We start from the raw sequence: 16616 nt of genomic DNA, 5'->3' as shown, positions 1-16616 counted from the left end.
GGAAAAATCGTTGCGCCAGTAACTAATTTCTGTCCAGCAAGGGAAGAATTAGAGTTACCGCCAGGCCGCCGTCCTCGCGGTTGGCCAGCGTGATGCGCCCGCCATGGGCTTCGGCGATTTCGCGCGCCAGCGCCAGGCCAAGTCCCGTGCCGCTGCGTTTGGTGGAATAAAACGGCACCAGCGCGTTTTCCAGCACGGCGCCGCTCATGCCCGGCCCGCGGTCGCGCACTTCGATGCGCAACTGCCCTTGCGCCTGGCTGACGTGCAGGCCGATGTGCTCTTCCCGCGAGCCCGATTCCAGCGCATTCTTGAGCAGGTTCAGCAGTGCCTGCTGCATTTGCGCCGCATCGAACACGGCCGCCTGCGCGGGCGGCGGGCAGTCGAGCCTGAAGGGCGCTTGCGAGGCCAGGCCATCGAGGAAAGGCTGCCACTCGCACGGCGCCAGGCGCGGTGCGGGCAGCTTGGCAAAGCGCGCATAGCCGAGGATGAAGGTTTCCAGATGGCGCGTGCGCTCTTCGATGGTGGCGAGGATCTGCGGCAGGCGTTCCGTCTGGCCTCGGCGTACCAGCTCGGCACCGGAATGGGCCAGCGAGGCCAGCGGCGCCAGCGAGTTGTTGAGTTCATGGCTGATGACGCGGATGACTTTTTTCCAGGTCTGCACTTCCTGGCGGCGCAGTTCCAGGGTCAGCTGTCGCAACAGCAGCAGTTCGTGCTTGCGCCCGTTCAGGCTGAAGCTGCGCCGCGCCAGGTGATACACCTCTTCCTGTTCCCCCTCGCCGCTGGTAAACAAGCCGTCGTTGCGGCGCGCGAGCGCTTCGGCCAGGGCCGGTGCCGCCTGCTGCACGATGTCGGCCAGGTGATGCCCTTCGAGCCGGCGGCCATGGTGCAGCAACTGGCGTGCGGCCAGGTTGGCGTAGACGATGGCGCTGCCCTCGGCCACCAGCAGCATGGCCACCGGCGTGTTTTGCACCATGGTGTCGAGCAGCAGTTCGCGCTGCACCAGATCCAGGCGCTGCTTGCGCAGCACGTCGCCGAGCGCATTGTGGGCCGCCACCAGGTCGGCCAGTTCATCGTTCTGCGGCCAGCGCAAGCTGAAGCCGAAGTCGCCGTCCTGGTAGCTGGCGACCGTGCCGCTCAGGGCGCGAAACAGCGACAGCATCGCCTGCAGCTGGGCGCGGATGGTGATGACGGCGACCGGCAGCACGCACAGCAGGGTACCCGCCAGTACCAGCGGCGGCTGGTCGGGTAAAAAATGCGCGAGCAGCAGGGCGATGACGATGCCCAGCACCAGCAAGGTGACGATCAGCGCCGTCCAGCGCGTGAGCAGGGAGAGACGCATGGGACGGTAGGCCATCAGCCGCGCGCGATGCCCAAGCGTTCCATGCGCCGGTACAGCGCCTGGCGCGACAGCCCCAGTTCCTGCGCCGCCTGCGCCACCACGCCGTGTGCACGTGCGAGCGCCGCGGTGACGCTGTCGCGATCCGGTTCCGTCGCGGCGCCATCCTGCGGCGCGCGCAGCGATGGCAGTCCCGCCAGGGGCAAGCCCGTTTCCTGCGCGCGGATCAGCGGACCGGCCGTCAGCAGGCTGGCGCGCTGCATGACGTTTTTCAGTTCGCGCACATTGCCTGGCCAGCCGTGCGCCAGCAGGGTGGCCTGCGCCTGGGCGTCCAGGGTTTTTTCACTGCCCAGGAAATGCTGCGCCAGCACCAGGATGTCAAGCGGGCGCTGGGCCAGCGGCGGCAGGCGCAGTTCGATCACGTTCAGGCGGTAGAACAGGTCTTCGCGAAACGTGCCCGCCTTGATCATCGCCGGCAGGTCGGCGTTGCTGGCGCTGATGACGCGCACTTTCACTTGCCGCTCGCGGTTCGAGCCGAGGCGCTCGAAGCGTCCCGTTTCCAGCACGCGCAGCAGTTTCATTTGTCCTGCCAGCGGCAGGTTGCCGATCTCGTCGAGGAACAGCGTGCCGCCGTCGGCCGCGTCGAACTTGCCGTCGCGCGCGCGCGTGATGCCCGTGTAGGCACCGGCCTCGGCGCCGAACAGTTCCGCCTCGATCAGTTCGACCGGCACGGCGCCGCAATTGAGCACGACGAAGGGACCGCCGGCGGCCTGGGAATTGGCTTGCACGATGGCGGCGATGCGTTCCTTGCCGCTGCCGTTCGGCCCCGAAATGAGCACGGGCACGTCGGCGCGCGCCACCTGGCAGGCCAGGTGCACCACGCGTTCGGTGGCCGGGTCTTGCCACACCATGCCGCGCAGGTCGAAGTCGTGTTCCAGCACGTGGCGCTGGCGCTGCTCGGCCACCACGCGCTGGCGCAGCGCGCGGTTGGCCTGTCCCAGCTCCAGCAGGTTTTGCACGCTGGCGATCAGGCGCCGGTCATCCCATGGCTTGGCCAGGTAGTCGGCCGCGCCGGACTTGATCAGGTCGACGGCCGCGTCGAGCTGGGTCCAGGCCGTCAGCAGGACCACGGGCAGGTCCGGGTAGCGCGCGCGGATGGCGTGGAACAGCGCGCTGCCTTCCTCGCCCGAGGTGGTGTCGGCCGTGAAGTTCATGTCCTGCACCACCAGGTCGATGGCGTGGCGTTCGAGCAGCTGCAGGCCTTCCTCGGGCGAGGCGGCGCGCACGGCGTCGATCTCGTGCAGGGAGAACAGCACGTCGAGCGCGATGGCCACGGCGGCATTGTCGTCAATAATCAGTACGGTAGGCATGCGCGCAGCATATCACTCAGGTGCCGGCTCAGGTACTGCGGGTGGCAGTGGCCGGCGAAATACTGGCCGCGCGCCATGCCGGGCCGTACACGGCGCCCACGCCCAGCAGCCAGAACACCAGCGCGCCAGCCAGCAGATAGCCAGGCGGCAGGCGCGCCATTTCCAGCTGGCTTACCAGCAGCTGGTTCAAGCCCAATGCCAGCAGCACGCCGCATGCCACGCCGACGCTGGTGATCATGAAATTCTCGGTCAGGAAATAGCGCAGGATGTCGATGCGGCGCGCGCCGAGCGCGCGCCGCACGCCGATCTGCTTGCGCCGCTGCGAGACCCACAGGCTGGCGATGCCGACGATGCCGCTGGCCGTCACCAGCAGCAGCAGGGTGCTGACGGCGATGAGCATCCAGGACAAGCCCTGGTCGGCCAGATACCGTGCTTTGCGGTGCTGTTCCAGGGTATCCGTGCGCACCAGCAGGCGCTCGCTGCTGGACGTGCGGATCGCTTGTTCCGCCTCTTTCATCAGGCGGTCGCGCTGGCCTGGTTCTGCCCGCACGGCAAACAGCAGCGAATCGCGTCCGCCCGTCAGGCGCGCCGGCAGGATGATCGAATACTCGCCCTGGGCGCTGACCTGGCCGGTTTGCGTCTGCAGCCGTTCCACCACGCCGATCACGCGCATCTCGTCATCGTTGTCGCCGGTGCCATTGAACAGGGGCTTGCCGACAAAGCTGGTTTCGCCAGGCCAGATCTTTTGCGCTGCGGCGCGCGTCACGATCACCACCTTGGGGAAGATTTCATCCACGTCTTCATTGATTTCCGGGACCTCGTCGGGATGGAAATCGCGGCCTTCCACCAGCTTCAGGCCATACGTCCTGACCAGCGAATCGGGCGTGAAGTACATCGAGGTGCCGGCGCTGGCCGCAGCCTGTCCGCGTTTTGCCGCGACGTTGGTGCTGCTGCCGGAACGCGACAGCACCGCCTGCGTGGTTTGCGCTACGGAGACCACGCCCGGCACGGCGCGCAGTATCGCTGCCTGGCGCTTCTGCTCGGCTATCTGGCGCTGCGGGCTGCCTTTGTCCATGCTCTGGACTTTGACATAGAAGATGTCGTTTTCGGCCGCCACGCCGGTGGGACGGGCGGCGATGGCCTGGCGCAGGTTGACGATGTACAAGGCGTTGGCCAGGATGGCCAGGCTGATGGCGACTTGCACTGCGACGAGCACGGCGCCGGTCTTGTTGCGCATCAGCGCCGACAGGATGGGGCGGATTTCCATGTGGGGCCTCATTGTGAAAAGGTGGATGTCATTGGGATTTGAGCTGCATGGCCGGCGTGACCTGGCAGGCGCGCCAGGTAGGCAACAGCCCTGCGAGCAAGGCCGCCAGTACGGAAACGGCAAACGTCAGCAGCAGCATCGGGACATCTAGGTGCGCCACGGTGCCCAGCTCTTTCGACTGCGAACTCACCACGGCCAGGGCGGCATAGGCCAGCAACAGGCCCAGCACGCCGCCGGCCAGGCCGATGACGCCGGTTTCGATCAGGAACTGGCGGAAGATGTCGCGCTGCGTGGCGCCCAGTGCGCGGCGGATGCCGACTTCCGCCGCCCGCACGGAGAACTTGGCCAGCAGCAGGCCGATGGTGTTGACCAGGCAGAGCAGCAGGAAGCCGAAGGCCAGCCAGGTGGCCAGCTTGTTGTCGTTGTCGACAACGTTCAGGAAATCTAGCCACTGCCTGACGTCGTACAGCATGTTGGGCGCATGGCGCGGCATGCGGCCCAGCTTGCGCTGTTCTGCCGCATAGCTGTCGAGATATGCCTGCAGGTCGCTGCGTTCGCCGGCGCTGGCCATTTCGAACCAGAATTGCAGCCAGGTGCAGTCCGATGCCAGGATGCCCTGGTAACCGGGACTGCGCTCGACACCGCTGCAGGCCATGCCGCCGTCATGCCCCGTTTCGTGGCGGATGGCGCTGGCAAACGGAATGAAGAATTCATCCTCCGTGCCGAAGGCGCCCTTGCTGCCGATGATGCGGTGCACGCGCGGTACTGGGTCCCACTGAGCGAGCACGCCGCTGACCAGATAGGGACGTCCCAGCACCGTCACGCGCTGGCCCACGGGATTGACTGTGCCCAGCAGCTTTTCCGCCAGGGCGCGACTCAAGACGATGACGTCGGCGCCGCTGTCGTCGTCGGCTTCGCTCCATGGCTGGCCATACAGGAAGGGCACTTCAAACATGGCAAAGAAATCGCGCGTGGGAGCCAGGCCCTGGGCCCGGAAGGCACCGAGGTCCCTGCGCGCCGGTTCCACGGGGCCGGCCACGCCGTACATGACGCTGCGGCGGATGCCTATCTTGCTGGCCATGAAGTTCTTCGCGTCGGTATAGGCGAGTTGCGCCTGGCCGAAGCTGGGCTTGGTGCCCGGCGTATAGCCTTTCAAGGGAACCACATCGATCATCGGCACGAACAGGCGGTCGCTCTTGTGCGGCAAGGGGTCGCCCGACATGGCGTGCAGGATGGTCACGGTGGCCACGCTGGCGGCCACGCCGACAGCCAGGGTCAGCACCATCAATGCCGTCAGTGCGGGATTGCGGCGCAGGTTGCGCAGGCCCAGCTTGAAATAATAGTGGAACATGGCGGCTCCTAGGCGGTCGCGTGCTGTGGCCTGGCCGACAGCGTGGCGCCATGCTGCACCAGATCCGACACCTGGCCGTCGATGATGTGCACGTTGCGTTGCGAACGCAGCGCCAGTTCAGGATCGTGCGTCACCATCAGGATGGTCGTGCCTTGCGCGTTGATGTCCTCCAGCAGTTCCATCACGCCGCGCGCCATCTGCGTGTCCAGGTTGCCCGTCGGTTCATCGGCCAGCAGCAGTTTCGGCGAGCCGGCCAGCGCGCGTGCAATCGCCACGCGTTGTTGCTGCCCGCCCGACAGTTCGGCTGGATAATGCTTCATGCGCGAGGCCAGTCCCACCTTCGCCAGCGCATCCTCGATGCGTTCGCGGCGCTCGGCGCTGTTGAAGCCCCGGTAGCGCAGCGGCACGTCGACGTTGTCGAACAGCGACAGGTCGGGAATCAGATTAAAACCCTGGAAGATGAAGCCGAGTTTTTCATTGCGCAGGCGCGAGCGGGCATTGTCGTCCATGCCTCTGACGTTGACGCCGTCAAGGATGTATTCACCGTCGGTGAATTCCTCGAGCAGGCCGGCGATGTTCAGGAAGCTCGTCTTGCCCGAACCGGACGGCCCGGTGACGGTGACGAATTCGCCCTGGCGAACGTGGATCTCGAAGCCGCGCAGCGCGTGCGTTTCGATCATGTGGGTGCGGTAGATCTTGCTCAGGTTTTGCATGCGCAGCATGGGAAGCCTCCTTGTTGACTGAAATTAATTGAGTGCGACGCGGGCAGCGTTCGCGAAATTTTCCGTACCGGCGACCACCACCTTGTCGCCCAGCTTCAGGCCCCCCAGAATCTCGACGGCCGAGATGCTGGTGGCGCCCAGCTTGATCGGCGTGCGGATGGCCACGCCATCGCGCACCACGTAGGCAAAGCGTCCGCCTTCGGCTTCGACGAAGGACCCGCGCGCCAGCATCAGCACATTGGGCCGCTCGTCGATCAGCAGGCGTGCCGAGACGCGCTGGTTCTGGCGCAGGCCGGCCGGTTGTGCGCCGTTGAAGCGCACGCGCGCCAGCACCTGGTTTTTGACCACCTCGGGCGACAGCGCCGACAGCTTGCCGGAGGCGCGGATGGTGCCCGTTTCGATCTCGGCGCTCATGCCCAGGCCGATGTCGGCCACATACGTTTCCGGTACTTCCAGCTCCACTTCCAGCTGCGACAGGTCGACCAGGGTCATCAGGGCCGTGTTGGCCTGCACCACGCTGCGGTTGGCCACCGACAGCGTGCCGATGAAGCCATTGACGGGCGCGCGCACGGTCAGCTCGTCGACCCTGCGCTGGGCGTTGTCGCGGCTCAGACGCTGGCGTTCCAGTTCGTTGACCCGGGTCTTCAGTGCCAGGGTCACGTCCTCGCCTTCCAGGCCCGCCGCCTGCGAAGCGTGCTTGCTGCGGATATCGGCCGAATTCAAGGCATCCTTGGCCTTCTGGTAATCGATCTTGGCGATGATGCCTACCTGCGCCACGCTTTCATAGCGTTCGAGCGTGCGCTGGGCGGACAGGCGCTCGATTTCGGCCGTATCGGCTTCACGGCGCGCCAGCAGTTTCTGCTTCTTGGCCAGGATCTGCTGGCGCGCCACTTCCGCTTCCAGCTGCTGCACGCTCGACTGCTCGCGTTTCAGCGCGTCCGACAGGTCGGGCGACTCCAGCACGGCCAGGATGTCGCCCTTCTTGACGGTGTCGCCGGCCTTCGCTTTCAGCGTGACGGTGGCCACCGTGGTCGAGTACAGGGTCGGGCTGATGGCGGCGACCACGCGTCCGTTCACGGCGGCGTCGCGGATCAGGGTACCGCGCGTGACGTCGGCGATGCGCAGGCGGTCGGCATTGACGGAATGTTCGCTGTTGCGCCAGCCCGCAACGGCAGCGATGGCGGCGCCGATGACGACGGCGGCGCCGGCCAGCAGTAGGGCGCGTTGCTTGTGGCGCTGGCCCGGCGGGGCGGACAGGACGGCGTCTTGGGAGGAAGTATCGCGGATCATGGTCAGGTCTCGTGAAGGATGCCTTTTCCAATGCACGATCCGTGCCAGTTGTTAAGTCGTTGATTTGGATGGAAAAAAATTCCGGCGTCCGGCTGTCCGCCGTGTCCGCGCCGTCCAGGCGGTGTCCGCGTGCGGCGCGCCGTCGCGGCGTTTGCGCATGGATCTTGATATTCTGGCAATCGACCTGAACTGCTGCCCAGGCAGTGATGGCGCGCGGCGCCATGCTGGCCCCCTTCTTTGGAGCATGATGTCGCCTTCGCCCTCCCTTCTTGCCCGCCTGCGCCCCTGGCTGCGTCAGTTTGCCAGCCTGCCCGAACCGGCGGAACTCGACTATCCATTTGTCGCCAGCGACATCGCCATGTTGCAAGGGATCGAGGGTGGTTTGCCCCAGCTCGATAGCCAGACGTGGGATGAAATGCTGCTGGACGGCTACCATGCGCAGCTTGCCACGCAGGCCAGAATTCTCGGCCAGCAGCGATTGCATCAGCGCCTGGCGAGCGGTACGGCCGATGCCGCCTCGCGCGCGCGCATCGCGGCCCTGCTAGCCGCACCGGCCCAGCAGGCGGCGCTCGAGCAAGCCATGCTGCCGCTGCGTACGGCGGACATGGAAGTGGCCGCCTTGCTGTGCGGCGCCCCACTGCCGGCACCGCCGTGGTGGAGCCGCTGGTTGCTGCTGCCGACACTGGCGCTGCTGGCGTCGCTGCTGGCCGCGTGGCTGTTTGCGCCGCTGGCATGGGCCGTCGCGGTACCCGTCTGGTTCTTGCTGATGGCGTTGCAGATGCGTTTTCACGACCGTTGCAAACCGTGGGAGCGCAGCGTCTTTACGTTACAGCAGATACTGCTGGTGCATGGTCGACTGGGGGCGCTCGACACGGCGTTCACGGTGCACCTGCGGGAAGGCGGGCGGGCTGCCGGCTTGATCAACCGGCAGATCACGCCAGTGCGCTGGATCAAGATGATTCCCCTGTTGAGCGAATACGACGACTGGCTCATGCTGGGCAATATCCGGCGCTACTTTCACAGCCTGCGCGTGGTGCGGCGCGAACGCGCCTTCCTGCGCCAGAGTTTCTTGCTGCTGGCCGACCTGGAAGCGGACCTGGCCCTGGCGCGCCACCTGCGCGGAAGCACGCAGTTCTGCTGGGCGCAGGAAGCCGGCGGGCGGCAATTGTCGCTCGACGCCATGGTGCATCCGCTGCTCGATGGCACCAAGCCGCTGTCGTTGCACCTCGATGGCCGCGGCGCTTTCATCTCAGGCCAGAATGCGGTGGGAAAAAGTACCTTGCTGCGCGGTGTGGGGCTCAATCTGGTCAGCGCGCGCGCCTTTGGCTTTTGCTATGCGCAGGCGGCCCGGGTGCCGCTGCTGCCCCTGTATTCGAGCATGCAGAACGAGGACTCGCTCGACGGCGGCGAAAGTCTCTATATCGCCGAATTGCGGCGCGCGCGCGAACTGCTGGCGCTGGCCGAGGAAGGCGCGCCGGCGCTGTTCCTGATCGACGAGATTTTCCGCGGCACGAACCACCTCGAATCGGTGGCGGCCGCCGCCGCCGTGCTGCACAGCCTGGCGGCGCGGCACTTGGTGATCGTCTCGTCGCACAACTTGGTGCTGGGGCCGCTGCTGGAGGACTGCCTGGCGCCGTGGTGCGTGCGCCGCGATGACAAGGGCGTGTTGCAGTTGGCGCCCGGCGTGCTGCAAGCCACGAATGGCATTGCCCTGCTGGCGCAGCGCGGCTTTGACGCCCGCATCGCGGACAAGGCGGGCCGCGTCTTCGACTGGCTCAGCACGCACATGGCGCAACCGGCCGACTGCGGTGGCGTCCTCGAACAGGCCTGATGGCCGCGCTTACTTTTCCTGTTTCTCCGGCGTGCTCTTGTCGATCACTTCGCGGCAATCGCCGCGGATGATGGCGTTGTCGTAGTTGGTCCAGCCATAGCTGTCGACGTAGCGCTTGTGCTGCTTGAAGCGGGGGCTGGCGATGCTCCATTCGGGTTGTTCGCCGGCAAAACGGATGTCGCCCAGGTCGAGCAGGGTGTGGAACATGTTTTCCGTCGACAGGCGCGCCTTTTGATGACGCCGCAGTTGCGTCACCTTCTCCGGATAATGCTGCTGGAATTGCGGCGAATACCAGACGAAGGCGGGCACGTGGAATTCGAACTGCGTGTTGTGGCCATGGAAGGCCAGGCGGCAGGTGCCGTCGTACAGGGTCTGGCCGTGATCGGCCACGTAGACGAGCGAGCTGCGCAGGGCGGTGCGCTGGCCATCGTCCTTCAGCATGCCGATCACGTTCGACAGGAACCAGTCCGTGTACAGGATGGAGCTGTCGTAGCTGTTGTTCAGCTGCGGCTTGATGGCCGTGTCCGTGTAGACGGGCTTGTCGACGCCGAACAGCGACGGTTGCCACTTGTCGAATTGTTTGGGATAGCGCTGGCTGTAGTTCCAGTGGCTGCCCAGCGTGTGCAGCACGATGAGTTTTTTCGGCGCCGGGTCGGCCAGCGCGTTCTTGAACGGATCGAACAGGATCTGGTCGAAGTTCGAATTGTTGGTAAAGCCGCCCAGGTTCAGGAATTGCACCACGTCCGCTTCCTTGGCAAACACGGACACGGGCGTGTCGAACTGGCCGAACGAGATCTGGTTCGACAGCCAGTAGGTCTTGAAGCCCGCTTCCTTGTAGGCGGTGAGGAAGGATTTTTCCGAGAAGCCATCCTTGAGGCTTTGCGTGGCCGGCTTGCGCGAGATGATGACGGGCACGGACAGGCGCGTGGCGGAAACGGCCGTGATGACGTCGGCCAGCGGCACCAGGTTGCTTTCCTGTTTCAGCAGGGGATTGGTGTCGCGCTCATAGCCGTTCAGGCTCCAGCGGTCGTAGCGCGACGATTCGCCGATCACCATGACCACCACTTCCGGATGGGGATCGGGCTGTTGCTGGTGCGCGCCGAAACGGAAGCTGCTGCTTTTCTGTCCCAGTTCGGCCAGGTATTTGCGCTCCTTGTAGAAATCGAAGCCGCGCGCGGCCAGGCCGAAGGGCCAGGAATTGCTGACGGTGTCGAAGGCGTAGGGCAGGCGCGCCCAGTGGGGCAGGCTGGGCCAGCCCAGGCCCGTCTCGTCGGCGCCGGCGATGCTGGCGTTTTCCGGCTTGCTGCTTTCGTCGTCTTCCTCGGCCGTTTCGTCATCGGCCGAGCTGGCGTCGCCGAAGCCGGAGGCGCCCGCCTTGCCGCTGGCCGCCGAGTTGCCGGCCTTGGCCGATGCTGGGGCGCTGTGCAGGACTTTGGCGTCGAAACCGAATTCGTAGCCATACCACCAGAAACCGCCCAGCAGGAGCAACAGCACGAAGGCGGCCGGGCGCGTCTTGCCGCGCCAGTCGAGGTCGCGCGTGCGCGCGGCCGCAAACCAGCTGGCAGCGCACCAGGCGATCACGCCCAGCATGACGGCGCCCATCAGCCATACTTTTTGCCCGAGGAATTCCATCGCTTCCTTGGGGCTGGTTTCGAAGATGATACCCAGGTGGTGCGTGGAAATGCCCTGGCCATAGAAGATGAACAGGTAGATTTCTGTTGGCAGGGCCAGGAAGGCGGGCACCAGCAGCCAGTGGAAATATGCGGGGCGCTTGAACACGCTCCAGACGGCAAGCCAGGCCAGCAGTTCGAACGTGAGCATCTGCCAGGGATGCTCGAGCGGACGTCCCAGCAGCGCGGGGATGAAGGGCACGGCCGTCAGCAAGGCGTAGGTCAGGAGCAGAAACAGAGTGGCGGGGCGAAGCAAGGAGCGCATAAAGGAGGGCAGCGAAAAATGTCCGCTATTATCAATCCTTTTGTTGTCTTGCGGTCATACAAGAATGTGCGCGCCCGAAGCTTGGTTGCAGAGAAAGAGTGCCAAATCATCAAGCGCCGCGAGGTGCCGGCACCCGCGCGCCGCCCCCAAAGATTAGTCAAAATACCACAAAAGTGCCGCTTTTTTGCCTTTTTTTATAGCAAAAAGCGGTAAACTGATTGACCCCCTGTAACACAAGGTCTAAACTAGCGAGTTCTCGATTTTATTCTGCTCATCGTTTACGTATTGCTTGGCATTTCATGGCCGCTCCTTATCGAGTGGCTGCGGGCGCCTCCGGTGCGCAGTAGATGAAAGCGGGACGAGGTTTTAGTCGCCGGGCATCTTGCCCGGGTTATTAATCGTAGTTTTTTGTTGGATTTATAACGATGCCAACCATCAATCAATTGATTCGCAATCCACGCGTCGCTTTGACCGTGAAGAGCAAATCGCCGGCGCTGGAAAACAGCCCGCAAAAACGTGGCGTCTGCACACGTGTTTACACCACGACTCCAAAGAAGCCTAACTCGGCTCTGCGTAAAGTCGCTAAAGTTCGTCTGACCAATGGTTTCGAAGTCATTTCGTACATTGGCGGTGAAGGCCATAACCTGCAAGAGCATAGTGTTGTGCTGTTGCGCGGCGGTCGCGTTAAGGATTTGCCGGGTGTGCGTTACCACATGGTTCGCGGTGCCCTGGATACCCAAGGCGTTAAAGACCGTAAGCAATCGCGTTCGAAGTACGGTACCAAGCGCGCTAAAGCAGGCAAGAAGTAATAAGTTGTACGCAGCAAACCCAAGTTTCGCTCAGTGGCAACTAGCTAAGTGAATGTAGTCGACCGCATCTGGTCGAGTAAGTGGAGGACTATGATGGTCGTCCGCGAGTGTGCGAAGAACGCGCGCTCAACTGAAGATTGAAAGGAATTGATATGCCACGTCGTCGTGAAGTACCCAAGCGCGAAATTTTGCCAGATCCAAAATTCGGCAACACTGATGTCGCTAAATTTGTAAACGTGCTGATGCTGTCCGGTAAGAAATCGGTTGCAGAAAACATCATCTACGGTGCTTTCGAGCACATCGCAGCAAAATCGGGTAAAGATCCACTCGAAGTTTTTGCTACCGCAATCAACAACGCCAAGCCGTTGGTTGAGGTGAAATCCCGTCGCGTCGGTGGTGCAAACTACCAGGTGCCGGTCGAAGTTCGCCCAGTCCGTCGTATGGCTCTGTCCATGCGTTGGTTGCGTGAAGCTGCTAACAAGCGCAGCGAAAAATCGATGCCACAACGCCTCGGCGGTGAGCTGATGGAAGCGGCTGAAAGCCGCGGCGGCGCGATGAAAAAACGCGACGAAGTCCATCGTATGGCTGAAGCGAACAAAGCGTTCTCGCATTTCCGCTTCTAATATAAAGCCAGCTACCGCAAGGCGGCTGTCAAGCATCTGTTGTTCGAGGCCGGGCTCATTTTTGCAAAAAAATGCTGCTCGGTTTTGTCCATTCATTTAGGATTAATTATGGCCCGCAAGACCCCCATTGAGCGCTATCGTAATATCGGTATCTCCGCTCACATCGATGCAGGTAAGACGACCACGACCGAGCGCGTCCTGTTCTACACAGGCGTGAACCACAAGCTGGGCGAAGTCCATGATGGCGCTGCCACCACCGACTGGATGGCACAGGAGCAAGAGCGCGGTATCACGATTACCTCGGCTGCTGTTACGTGCTTCTGGAAAGGCATGGCTAACAACTTCCCAGCTCACCACATCAACATCATCGACACCCCAGGCCACGTTGACTTCACCATTGAAGTGGAACGTTCGATGCGCGTGTTGGATGGCGCCTGCATGGTTTACTGTGCAGTCGGCGGCGTGCAGCCACAATCGGAAACGGTATGGCGTCAGGCTAACAAGTACAAAGTGCCACGTCTGGCCTTCGTGAACAAGATGGACCGTACCGGCGCCAACTTCTTCAAGGTCTACGATCAGATGCGTTCGCGTCTGAAAGCCAACCCAGTACCTATTCAGATGCCTATCGGCGCTGAAGACGTCTTCACCGGTGTTATCGATCTGGTCAAGATGAAAGCGGTTATCTGGGACGACGCTTCGCAAGGCATGAAGTTTGAGTACGAAGACATTCCTGCACACCTGGCCGCTGATGCTGCCAAGTGGCGCGAGAACATGGTTGAAGCCGCTGCTGAAGCGTCGGAAGACCTGATGAACAAGTACCTGGAAGAAGGCGACCTGTCGGAAGCCGAGATCAAGGCTGCTCTGCGTCAACGTACCATCGCCAGCGAAATCGTTCCAATGCTGTGCGGTACCGCCTTTAAAAACAAGGGCGTACAAGCCATGTTGGACGCGGTCATCGAGTACCTGCCATCGCCAATCGACATTCCGCCAGTACCTGGTCTGGATGAAGATGAGCAGCCTGTCGAGCGTAAAGCTGACGACGACGAGAAATTCTCGGCGCTGGCATTCAAGATCGCAACCGATCCGTTCGTGGGTCAGCTGTGCTTCATCCGTTGCTACTCGGGTACCCTGAATTCGGGCGACTCGGTGTTGAACTCCGTGAAGCAGAAGAAAGAGCGTATCGGCCGTATCGTGCAGATGCAAGCGAACGAACGCGAAGAAATCAAGGAAATGCGCGCTGGCGACATCGCCGCCGTTGTGGGTCTGAAAGACACCACCACTGGCGATACGCTTTGCGACGACAAGGCAAGCGTGGTTCTGGAGCGCATGGTCTTCCCTGAGCCAGTGATTTCGCAAGCGGTTGAGCCAAAAACCAAGGCCGACCAGGAAAAAATGGGCTTGGCGCTGAACCGTCTGGCAGCAGAAGATCCATCGTTCCGCGTGCGTACCGATGAAGAATCGGGCCAGACCATCATCGCCGGTATGGGCGAGTTGCATCTGGACATCATCGTTGACCGCATGAAGCGTGAATTCAACGTTGAAGCCACCGTCGGCAAGCCACAAGTGGCTTACCGCGAAACGATCCGTAAAGTGTGCGAAGAGTCGGAAGGCAAATTCGTCAAGCAATCGGGTGGTCGTGGTCAATACGGTCACGTGGTTCTGAAGATCGAACCGCAAGAACCGGGCAAGGGCTTTGAATTCGTTGACGCGATCAAGGGCGGTACCGTTCCTCGCGAATACATCCCTGCAGTTGAAAAAGGTGTGCGCGACACGCTGACTTCGGGCGTGATGGCTGGCTACCCAGTCGTTGACGTGAAAGTCACGCTGTTCTTCGGTTCGTACCATGATGTTGACTCGAACGAAAATGCATTCCGCATGGCCGCTTCGATGGCATTCAAAGATGGCTGCCGCAAAGCATCGCCAGTCATCCTGGAGCCGATGATGGCCGTGGAAGTGGAAACGCCGGAAGACTACGCCGGTACCGTGATGGGCGATCTGTCGTCGCGTCGCGGCATGGTGCAAGGTATGGATGAAATTGCTGGCGGTGGCGGCAAGATCATCAAGGCCGAAGTGCCTCTGTCGGAAATGTTCGGCTACGCTACGTCGTTGCGTTCGTCGACCCAAGGTCGTGCGACTTACACGATGGAATTCAAGCACTATGCTGAAGCACCTAAGCATGTGACTGAAGCAATCGTAAGCTCGAAAGCTAAGTAATAGAAGTTCCGGGCCGGCTTTCACGAGAATGCCGGTCCCTACATTTAAATCATTGTTCTAAGGAAGAATAAAATGGCAAAAGGTAAATTCGAACGGACCAAGCCGCACGTCAACGTCGGCACCATCGGCCACGTCGACCACGGTAAAACCACGCTGACCGCTGCAATCGCAACGGTTCTGTCGAAGAAATTCGGCGGCGAAGCTAAAGCATACGACCAGATCGATGCAGCTCCAGAAGAAAAAGCGCGCGGTATCACGATTAACACCGCCCACGTCGAGTACGAAACGGAAACGCGTCACTACGCGCACGTTGACTGCCCAGGCCACGCCGATTACATCAAAAACATGATTACCGGTGCTGCCCAGATGGACGGCGCGATCCTGGTGTGCTCCGCAGCTGACGGCCCAATGCCACAGACCCGCGAACACATCCTGCTGGCCCGCCAAGTTGGCGTTCCATACATCATCGTGTTCCTGAACAAGTGCGACCTGGTCGACGACGCAGAGCTGCTGGAACTGGTTGAAATGGAAGTGCGCGAGCTGTTGTCGAAGTACGAATTCCCAGGCGACGACCTGCCAATCATCAAAGGTTCGGCACGTATGGCGCTGGAAGGCAAAGAAGGCGAAATGGGCGTTGACGCAGTGCTGCGTCTGGCCGATGCGCTGGATGCTTACATCCCAACGCCAGAGCGCGCTGTTGACGGTGCGTTCCTGATGCCAGTAGAAGACGTGTTCTCGATCTCGGGTCGCGGTACCGTTGTGACCGGTCGTATCGAGCGCGGCATTGTTAAGGTCGGCGAAGAGATCGAAATCGTCGGTATCACCGATACCGTCAAAACGACTTGCACCGGCGTGGAAATGTTCCGCAAACTGCTGGACCAAGGTCAAGCAGGCGACAACGTTGGTCTGCTGCTGCGCGGCACCAAGCGTGAAGACGTGCAACGTGGTCAAGTTCTGGCAAAGCCAGGCTCGATCAAGCCGCATGCTCACTTCACCGGCGAGATCTATGTTCTGTCGAAAGACGAAGGCGGCCGTCATACGCCATTCTTCAACAACTATCGTCCACAGTTCTACTTCCGCACGACGGACGTAACCGGTTCGATCGAGTTGCCAGCAGACAAAGAAATGGTCATGCCAGGCGATAACGTGTCGATCACCGTCAAGCTGATCAACCCGATCGCGATGGAAGAAGGTCTGCGCTTCGCTATCCGCGAAGGCGGCCGTACCGTCGGCGCTGGTGTTGTTGCAAAAATCATCGCTTAATTATTAAGCGATAGAAAAGAAGACGCGTCGTCGCCCGGCGCCCTTCTTTTTATTCAACTGCCGGGGTTGGCAAGCATTTTGGTGCTATCATGTCGACCCTGACGGTTGTAGCGTCAGAAATTCCCGTATGACCTCATTGCCGTGCAGACCGCGCGGTTCGTTCTTTTAAGGAAATATCATGTCGGCACCAAACCAAAAAATCCGTATCCGCCTGAAGGCTTTCGATTACAAGCTGATCGACCAGTCCGCTCTGGAAATCGTTGAAACCGCGAAGCGCACCGGCGCTGTCGTCAAAGGCCCAGTACCACTGCCTACCCGTATTCAACGTTTCGATGTGCTGCGTTCCCCGCACGTCAACAAAACTTCGCGCGATCAGTTCGAGATCCGTACGCACCAACGCCTGATGGACATCGTTGACCCAACGGACAAAACCGTTGACGCGCTGATGAAGCTGGACCTGCCAGCTGGTGTTGATGTCGAAATCAAACTGCAATAAGAGTTTCAAGGGCAGCTGACAACACCGTAGCATCAGGTATTGACAGCTGTTCCAGGCCGGCGGGGTGTCCCGCTGCCTGATGATGGGGCCGGGCCTGCTCACGATCGTG

Annotated in this window: 13 protein-coding genes; 6 read left to right on the top strand and 7 right to left on the bottom strand. The window is 61.7% G+C overall.

The genetic code is table 11. The features are described from left to right. Nucleotides 1-22 precede the first annotated feature (22 nt). From O0879_RS25880 to O0879_RS25855, 6 genes are read right to left on the bottom strand one after another with little or no spacing between them, the layout of a single operon-like run. The gene (locus tag O0879_RS25880) at nt 23-1339 is read right to left on the bottom strand and encodes an ATP-binding protein (protein WP_289919479.1); all 1317 of its coding nucleotides are present in this window, start codon (nt 1337-1339) and stop codon (nt 23-25) included. A 14-nt stretch (nt 1340-1353) separates the two neighbouring features. Further along, entirely contained in the window at nt 1354-2706 is a 1353-nt protein-coding gene (locus O0879_RS25875; RefSeq protein WP_289919478.1) for a sigma-54 dependent transcriptional regulator, read from the bottom strand. 28 nt (nt 2707-2734) lie between these two features. Then, nucleotides 2735-3973 (bottom strand): FtsX-like permease family protein, encoded by a 1239-nt coding sequence (locus O0879_RS25870; protein ID WP_289919476.1) that lies wholly within the window; start codon nt 3971-3973, stop codon nt 2735-2737. Between the two features lie 28 nt (nt 3974-4001). Beyond that, the gene (locus O0879_RS25865; protein WP_289919475.1) at nt 4002-5324 is read right to left on the bottom strand and encodes an ABC transporter permease; all 1323 of its coding nucleotides are present in this window, start codon (nt 5322-5324) and stop codon (nt 4002-4004) included. Between the two features lie 8 nt (nt 5325-5332). Then, nucleotides 5333-6046, bottom strand: coding sequence for an ABC transporter ATP-binding protein (locus tag O0879_RS25860; RefSeq protein ID WP_251349402.1), 714 nt, complete (start codon nt 6044-6046; stop codon nt 5333-5335). 24 nt (nt 6047-6070) lie between these two features. Beyond that, nucleotides 6071-7336, bottom strand: a complete 1266-nt coding sequence (locus tag O0879_RS25855; protein ID WP_289919474.1) for an efflux RND transporter periplasmic adaptor subunit — start codon at nt 7334-7336, stop codon at nt 6071-6073. 244 nt (nt 7337-7580) lie between these two features. Here O0879_RS25855 and O0879_RS25850 point away from each other — a divergent pair, with 244 nt between their 5' ends. Continuing rightward, a complete protein-coding gene (locus O0879_RS25850; protein ID WP_289919473.1) occupies nt 7581-9167 on the top strand; it encodes a DNA mismatch repair protein MutS in 1587 nt (528 codons plus the stop codon). A gap of 9 nt (nt 9168-9176) precedes the next feature. On the opposite strand, the gene O0879_RS25845 is transcribed toward O0879_RS25850, so the two are convergent. After that, nucleotides 9177-11102 carry a phosphoethanolamine transferase gene (locus tag O0879_RS25845; RefSeq protein ID WP_289919472.1) on the bottom strand — a complete coding sequence of 642 codons (1926 nt, stop codon included), beginning with the start codon at nt 11100-11102 and terminating at the stop codon, nt 9177-9179. 425 nt (nt 11103-11527) lie between these two features. Between O0879_RS25845 and rpsL the strand changes: the two genes are divergently transcribed. The 5 genes from rpsL to rpsJ all read left to right on the top strand — a co-directional run bounded on the left by rpsL (nt 11528) and on the right by rpsJ (nt 16507). Then, nucleotides 11528-11911: a 30S ribosomal protein S12 gene (gene rpsL / locus O0879_RS25840; protein ID WP_010394376.1), complete on the top strand. Its 384-nt coding sequence runs from the start codon at nt 11528-11530 to the stop codon at nt 11909-11911. Nucleotides 11912-12063: 152 nt separating this feature from the next. Continuing rightward, on the top strand, nt 12064-12534 hold the full coding sequence (rpsG, locus tag O0879_RS25835) for a 30S ribosomal protein S7 (protein WP_010394377.1): 471 nt from the start codon (nt 12064-12066) through the stop codon (nt 12532-12534). 108 nt (nt 12535-12642) lie between these two features. Beyond that, entirely contained in the window at nt 12643-14748 is a 2106-nt protein-coding gene (gene fusA / locus O0879_RS25830) for an elongation factor G (protein WP_077398827.1), read from the top strand. A 72-nt stretch (nt 14749-14820) separates the two neighbouring features. After that, the gene (tuf, locus tag O0879_RS25825) at nt 14821-16011 is read left to right on the top strand and encodes an elongation factor Tu (RefSeq protein WP_077398776.1); all 1191 of its coding nucleotides are present in this window, start codon (nt 14821-14823) and stop codon (nt 16009-16011) included. A gap of 178 nt (nt 16012-16189) precedes the next feature. Further along, the gene (gene rpsJ, locus O0879_RS25820; protein ID WP_010394389.1) at nt 16190-16507 is read left to right on the top strand and encodes a 30S ribosomal protein S10; all 318 of its coding nucleotides are present in this window, start codon (nt 16190-16192) and stop codon (nt 16505-16507) included. Nucleotides 16508-16616 lie beyond the last annotated feature (109 nt).

Source organism: Janthinobacterium sp. SUN120 (assembly GCF_030397735.1).
Taxonomy (GTDB): domain Bacteria; phylum Pseudomonadota; class Gammaproteobacteria; order Burkholderiales; family Burkholderiaceae_D; genus Janthinobacterium; species Janthinobacterium kumbetense.
Note: the sequence above shows the minus strand (reverse complement) of the source record. Positions and strands in the feature narration are given on the sequence as shown.

Excerpts from the sequence above, each read along its gene's own strand:
- rpsG (WP_010394377.1), top strand. The coding sequence starts at position 12,064 with ATGCCACGTCGTCGTGAAGTACCCAAGCGCGAAATTTTGCCAGATCCA.
- fusA (WP_077398827.1), top strand. The coding sequence starts at position 12,643 with ATGGCCCGCAAGACCCCCATTGAGCGCTATCGTAATATCGGTATCTCC.
- O0879_RS25860 (WP_251349402.1), bottom strand. The coding sequence starts at position 6,046 with ATGCTGCGCATGCAAAACCTGAGCAAGATCTACCGCACCCACATGATC.
- O0879_RS25855 (WP_289919474.1), bottom strand. The coding sequence starts at position 7,336 with ATGATCCGCGATACTTCCTCCCAAGACGCCGTCCTGTCCGCCCCGCCG.
- O0879_RS25870 (WP_289919476.1), bottom strand. The coding sequence starts at position 3,973 with ATGGAAATCCGCCCCATCCTGTCGGCGCTGATGCGCAACAAGACCGGC.
- tuf (WP_077398776.1), top strand. The coding sequence starts at position 14,821 with ATGGCAAAAGGTAAATTCGAACGGACCAAGCCGCACGTCAACGTCGGC.
- O0879_RS25875 (WP_289919478.1), bottom strand. The coding sequence starts at position 2,706 with ATGCCTACCGTACTGATTATTGACGACAATGCCGCCGTGGCCATCGCG.
- rpsL (WP_010394376.1), top strand. The coding sequence starts at position 11,528 with ATGCCAACCATCAATCAATTGATTCGCAATCCACGCGTCGCTTTGACC.
- O0879_RS25865 (WP_289919475.1), bottom strand. The coding sequence starts at position 5,324 with ATGTTCCACTATTATTTCAAGCTGGGCCTGCGCAACCTGCGCCGCAAT.
- O0879_RS25880 (WP_289919479.1), bottom strand. The coding sequence starts at position 1,339 with ATGCGTCTCTCCCTGCTCACGCGCTGGACGGCGCTGATCGTCACCTTG.
- rpsJ (WP_010394389.1), top strand. The coding sequence starts at position 16,190 with ATGTCGGCACCAAACCAAAAAATCCGTATCCGCCTGAAGGCTTTCGAT.
- O0879_RS25850 (WP_289919473.1), top strand. The coding sequence starts at position 7,581 with ATGATGTCGCCTTCGCCCTCCCTTCTTGCCCGCCTGCGCCCCTGGCTG.
- O0879_RS25845 (WP_289919472.1), bottom strand. The coding sequence starts at position 11,102 with ATGCGCTCCTTGCTTCGCCCCGCCACTCTGTTTCTGCTCCTGACCTAC.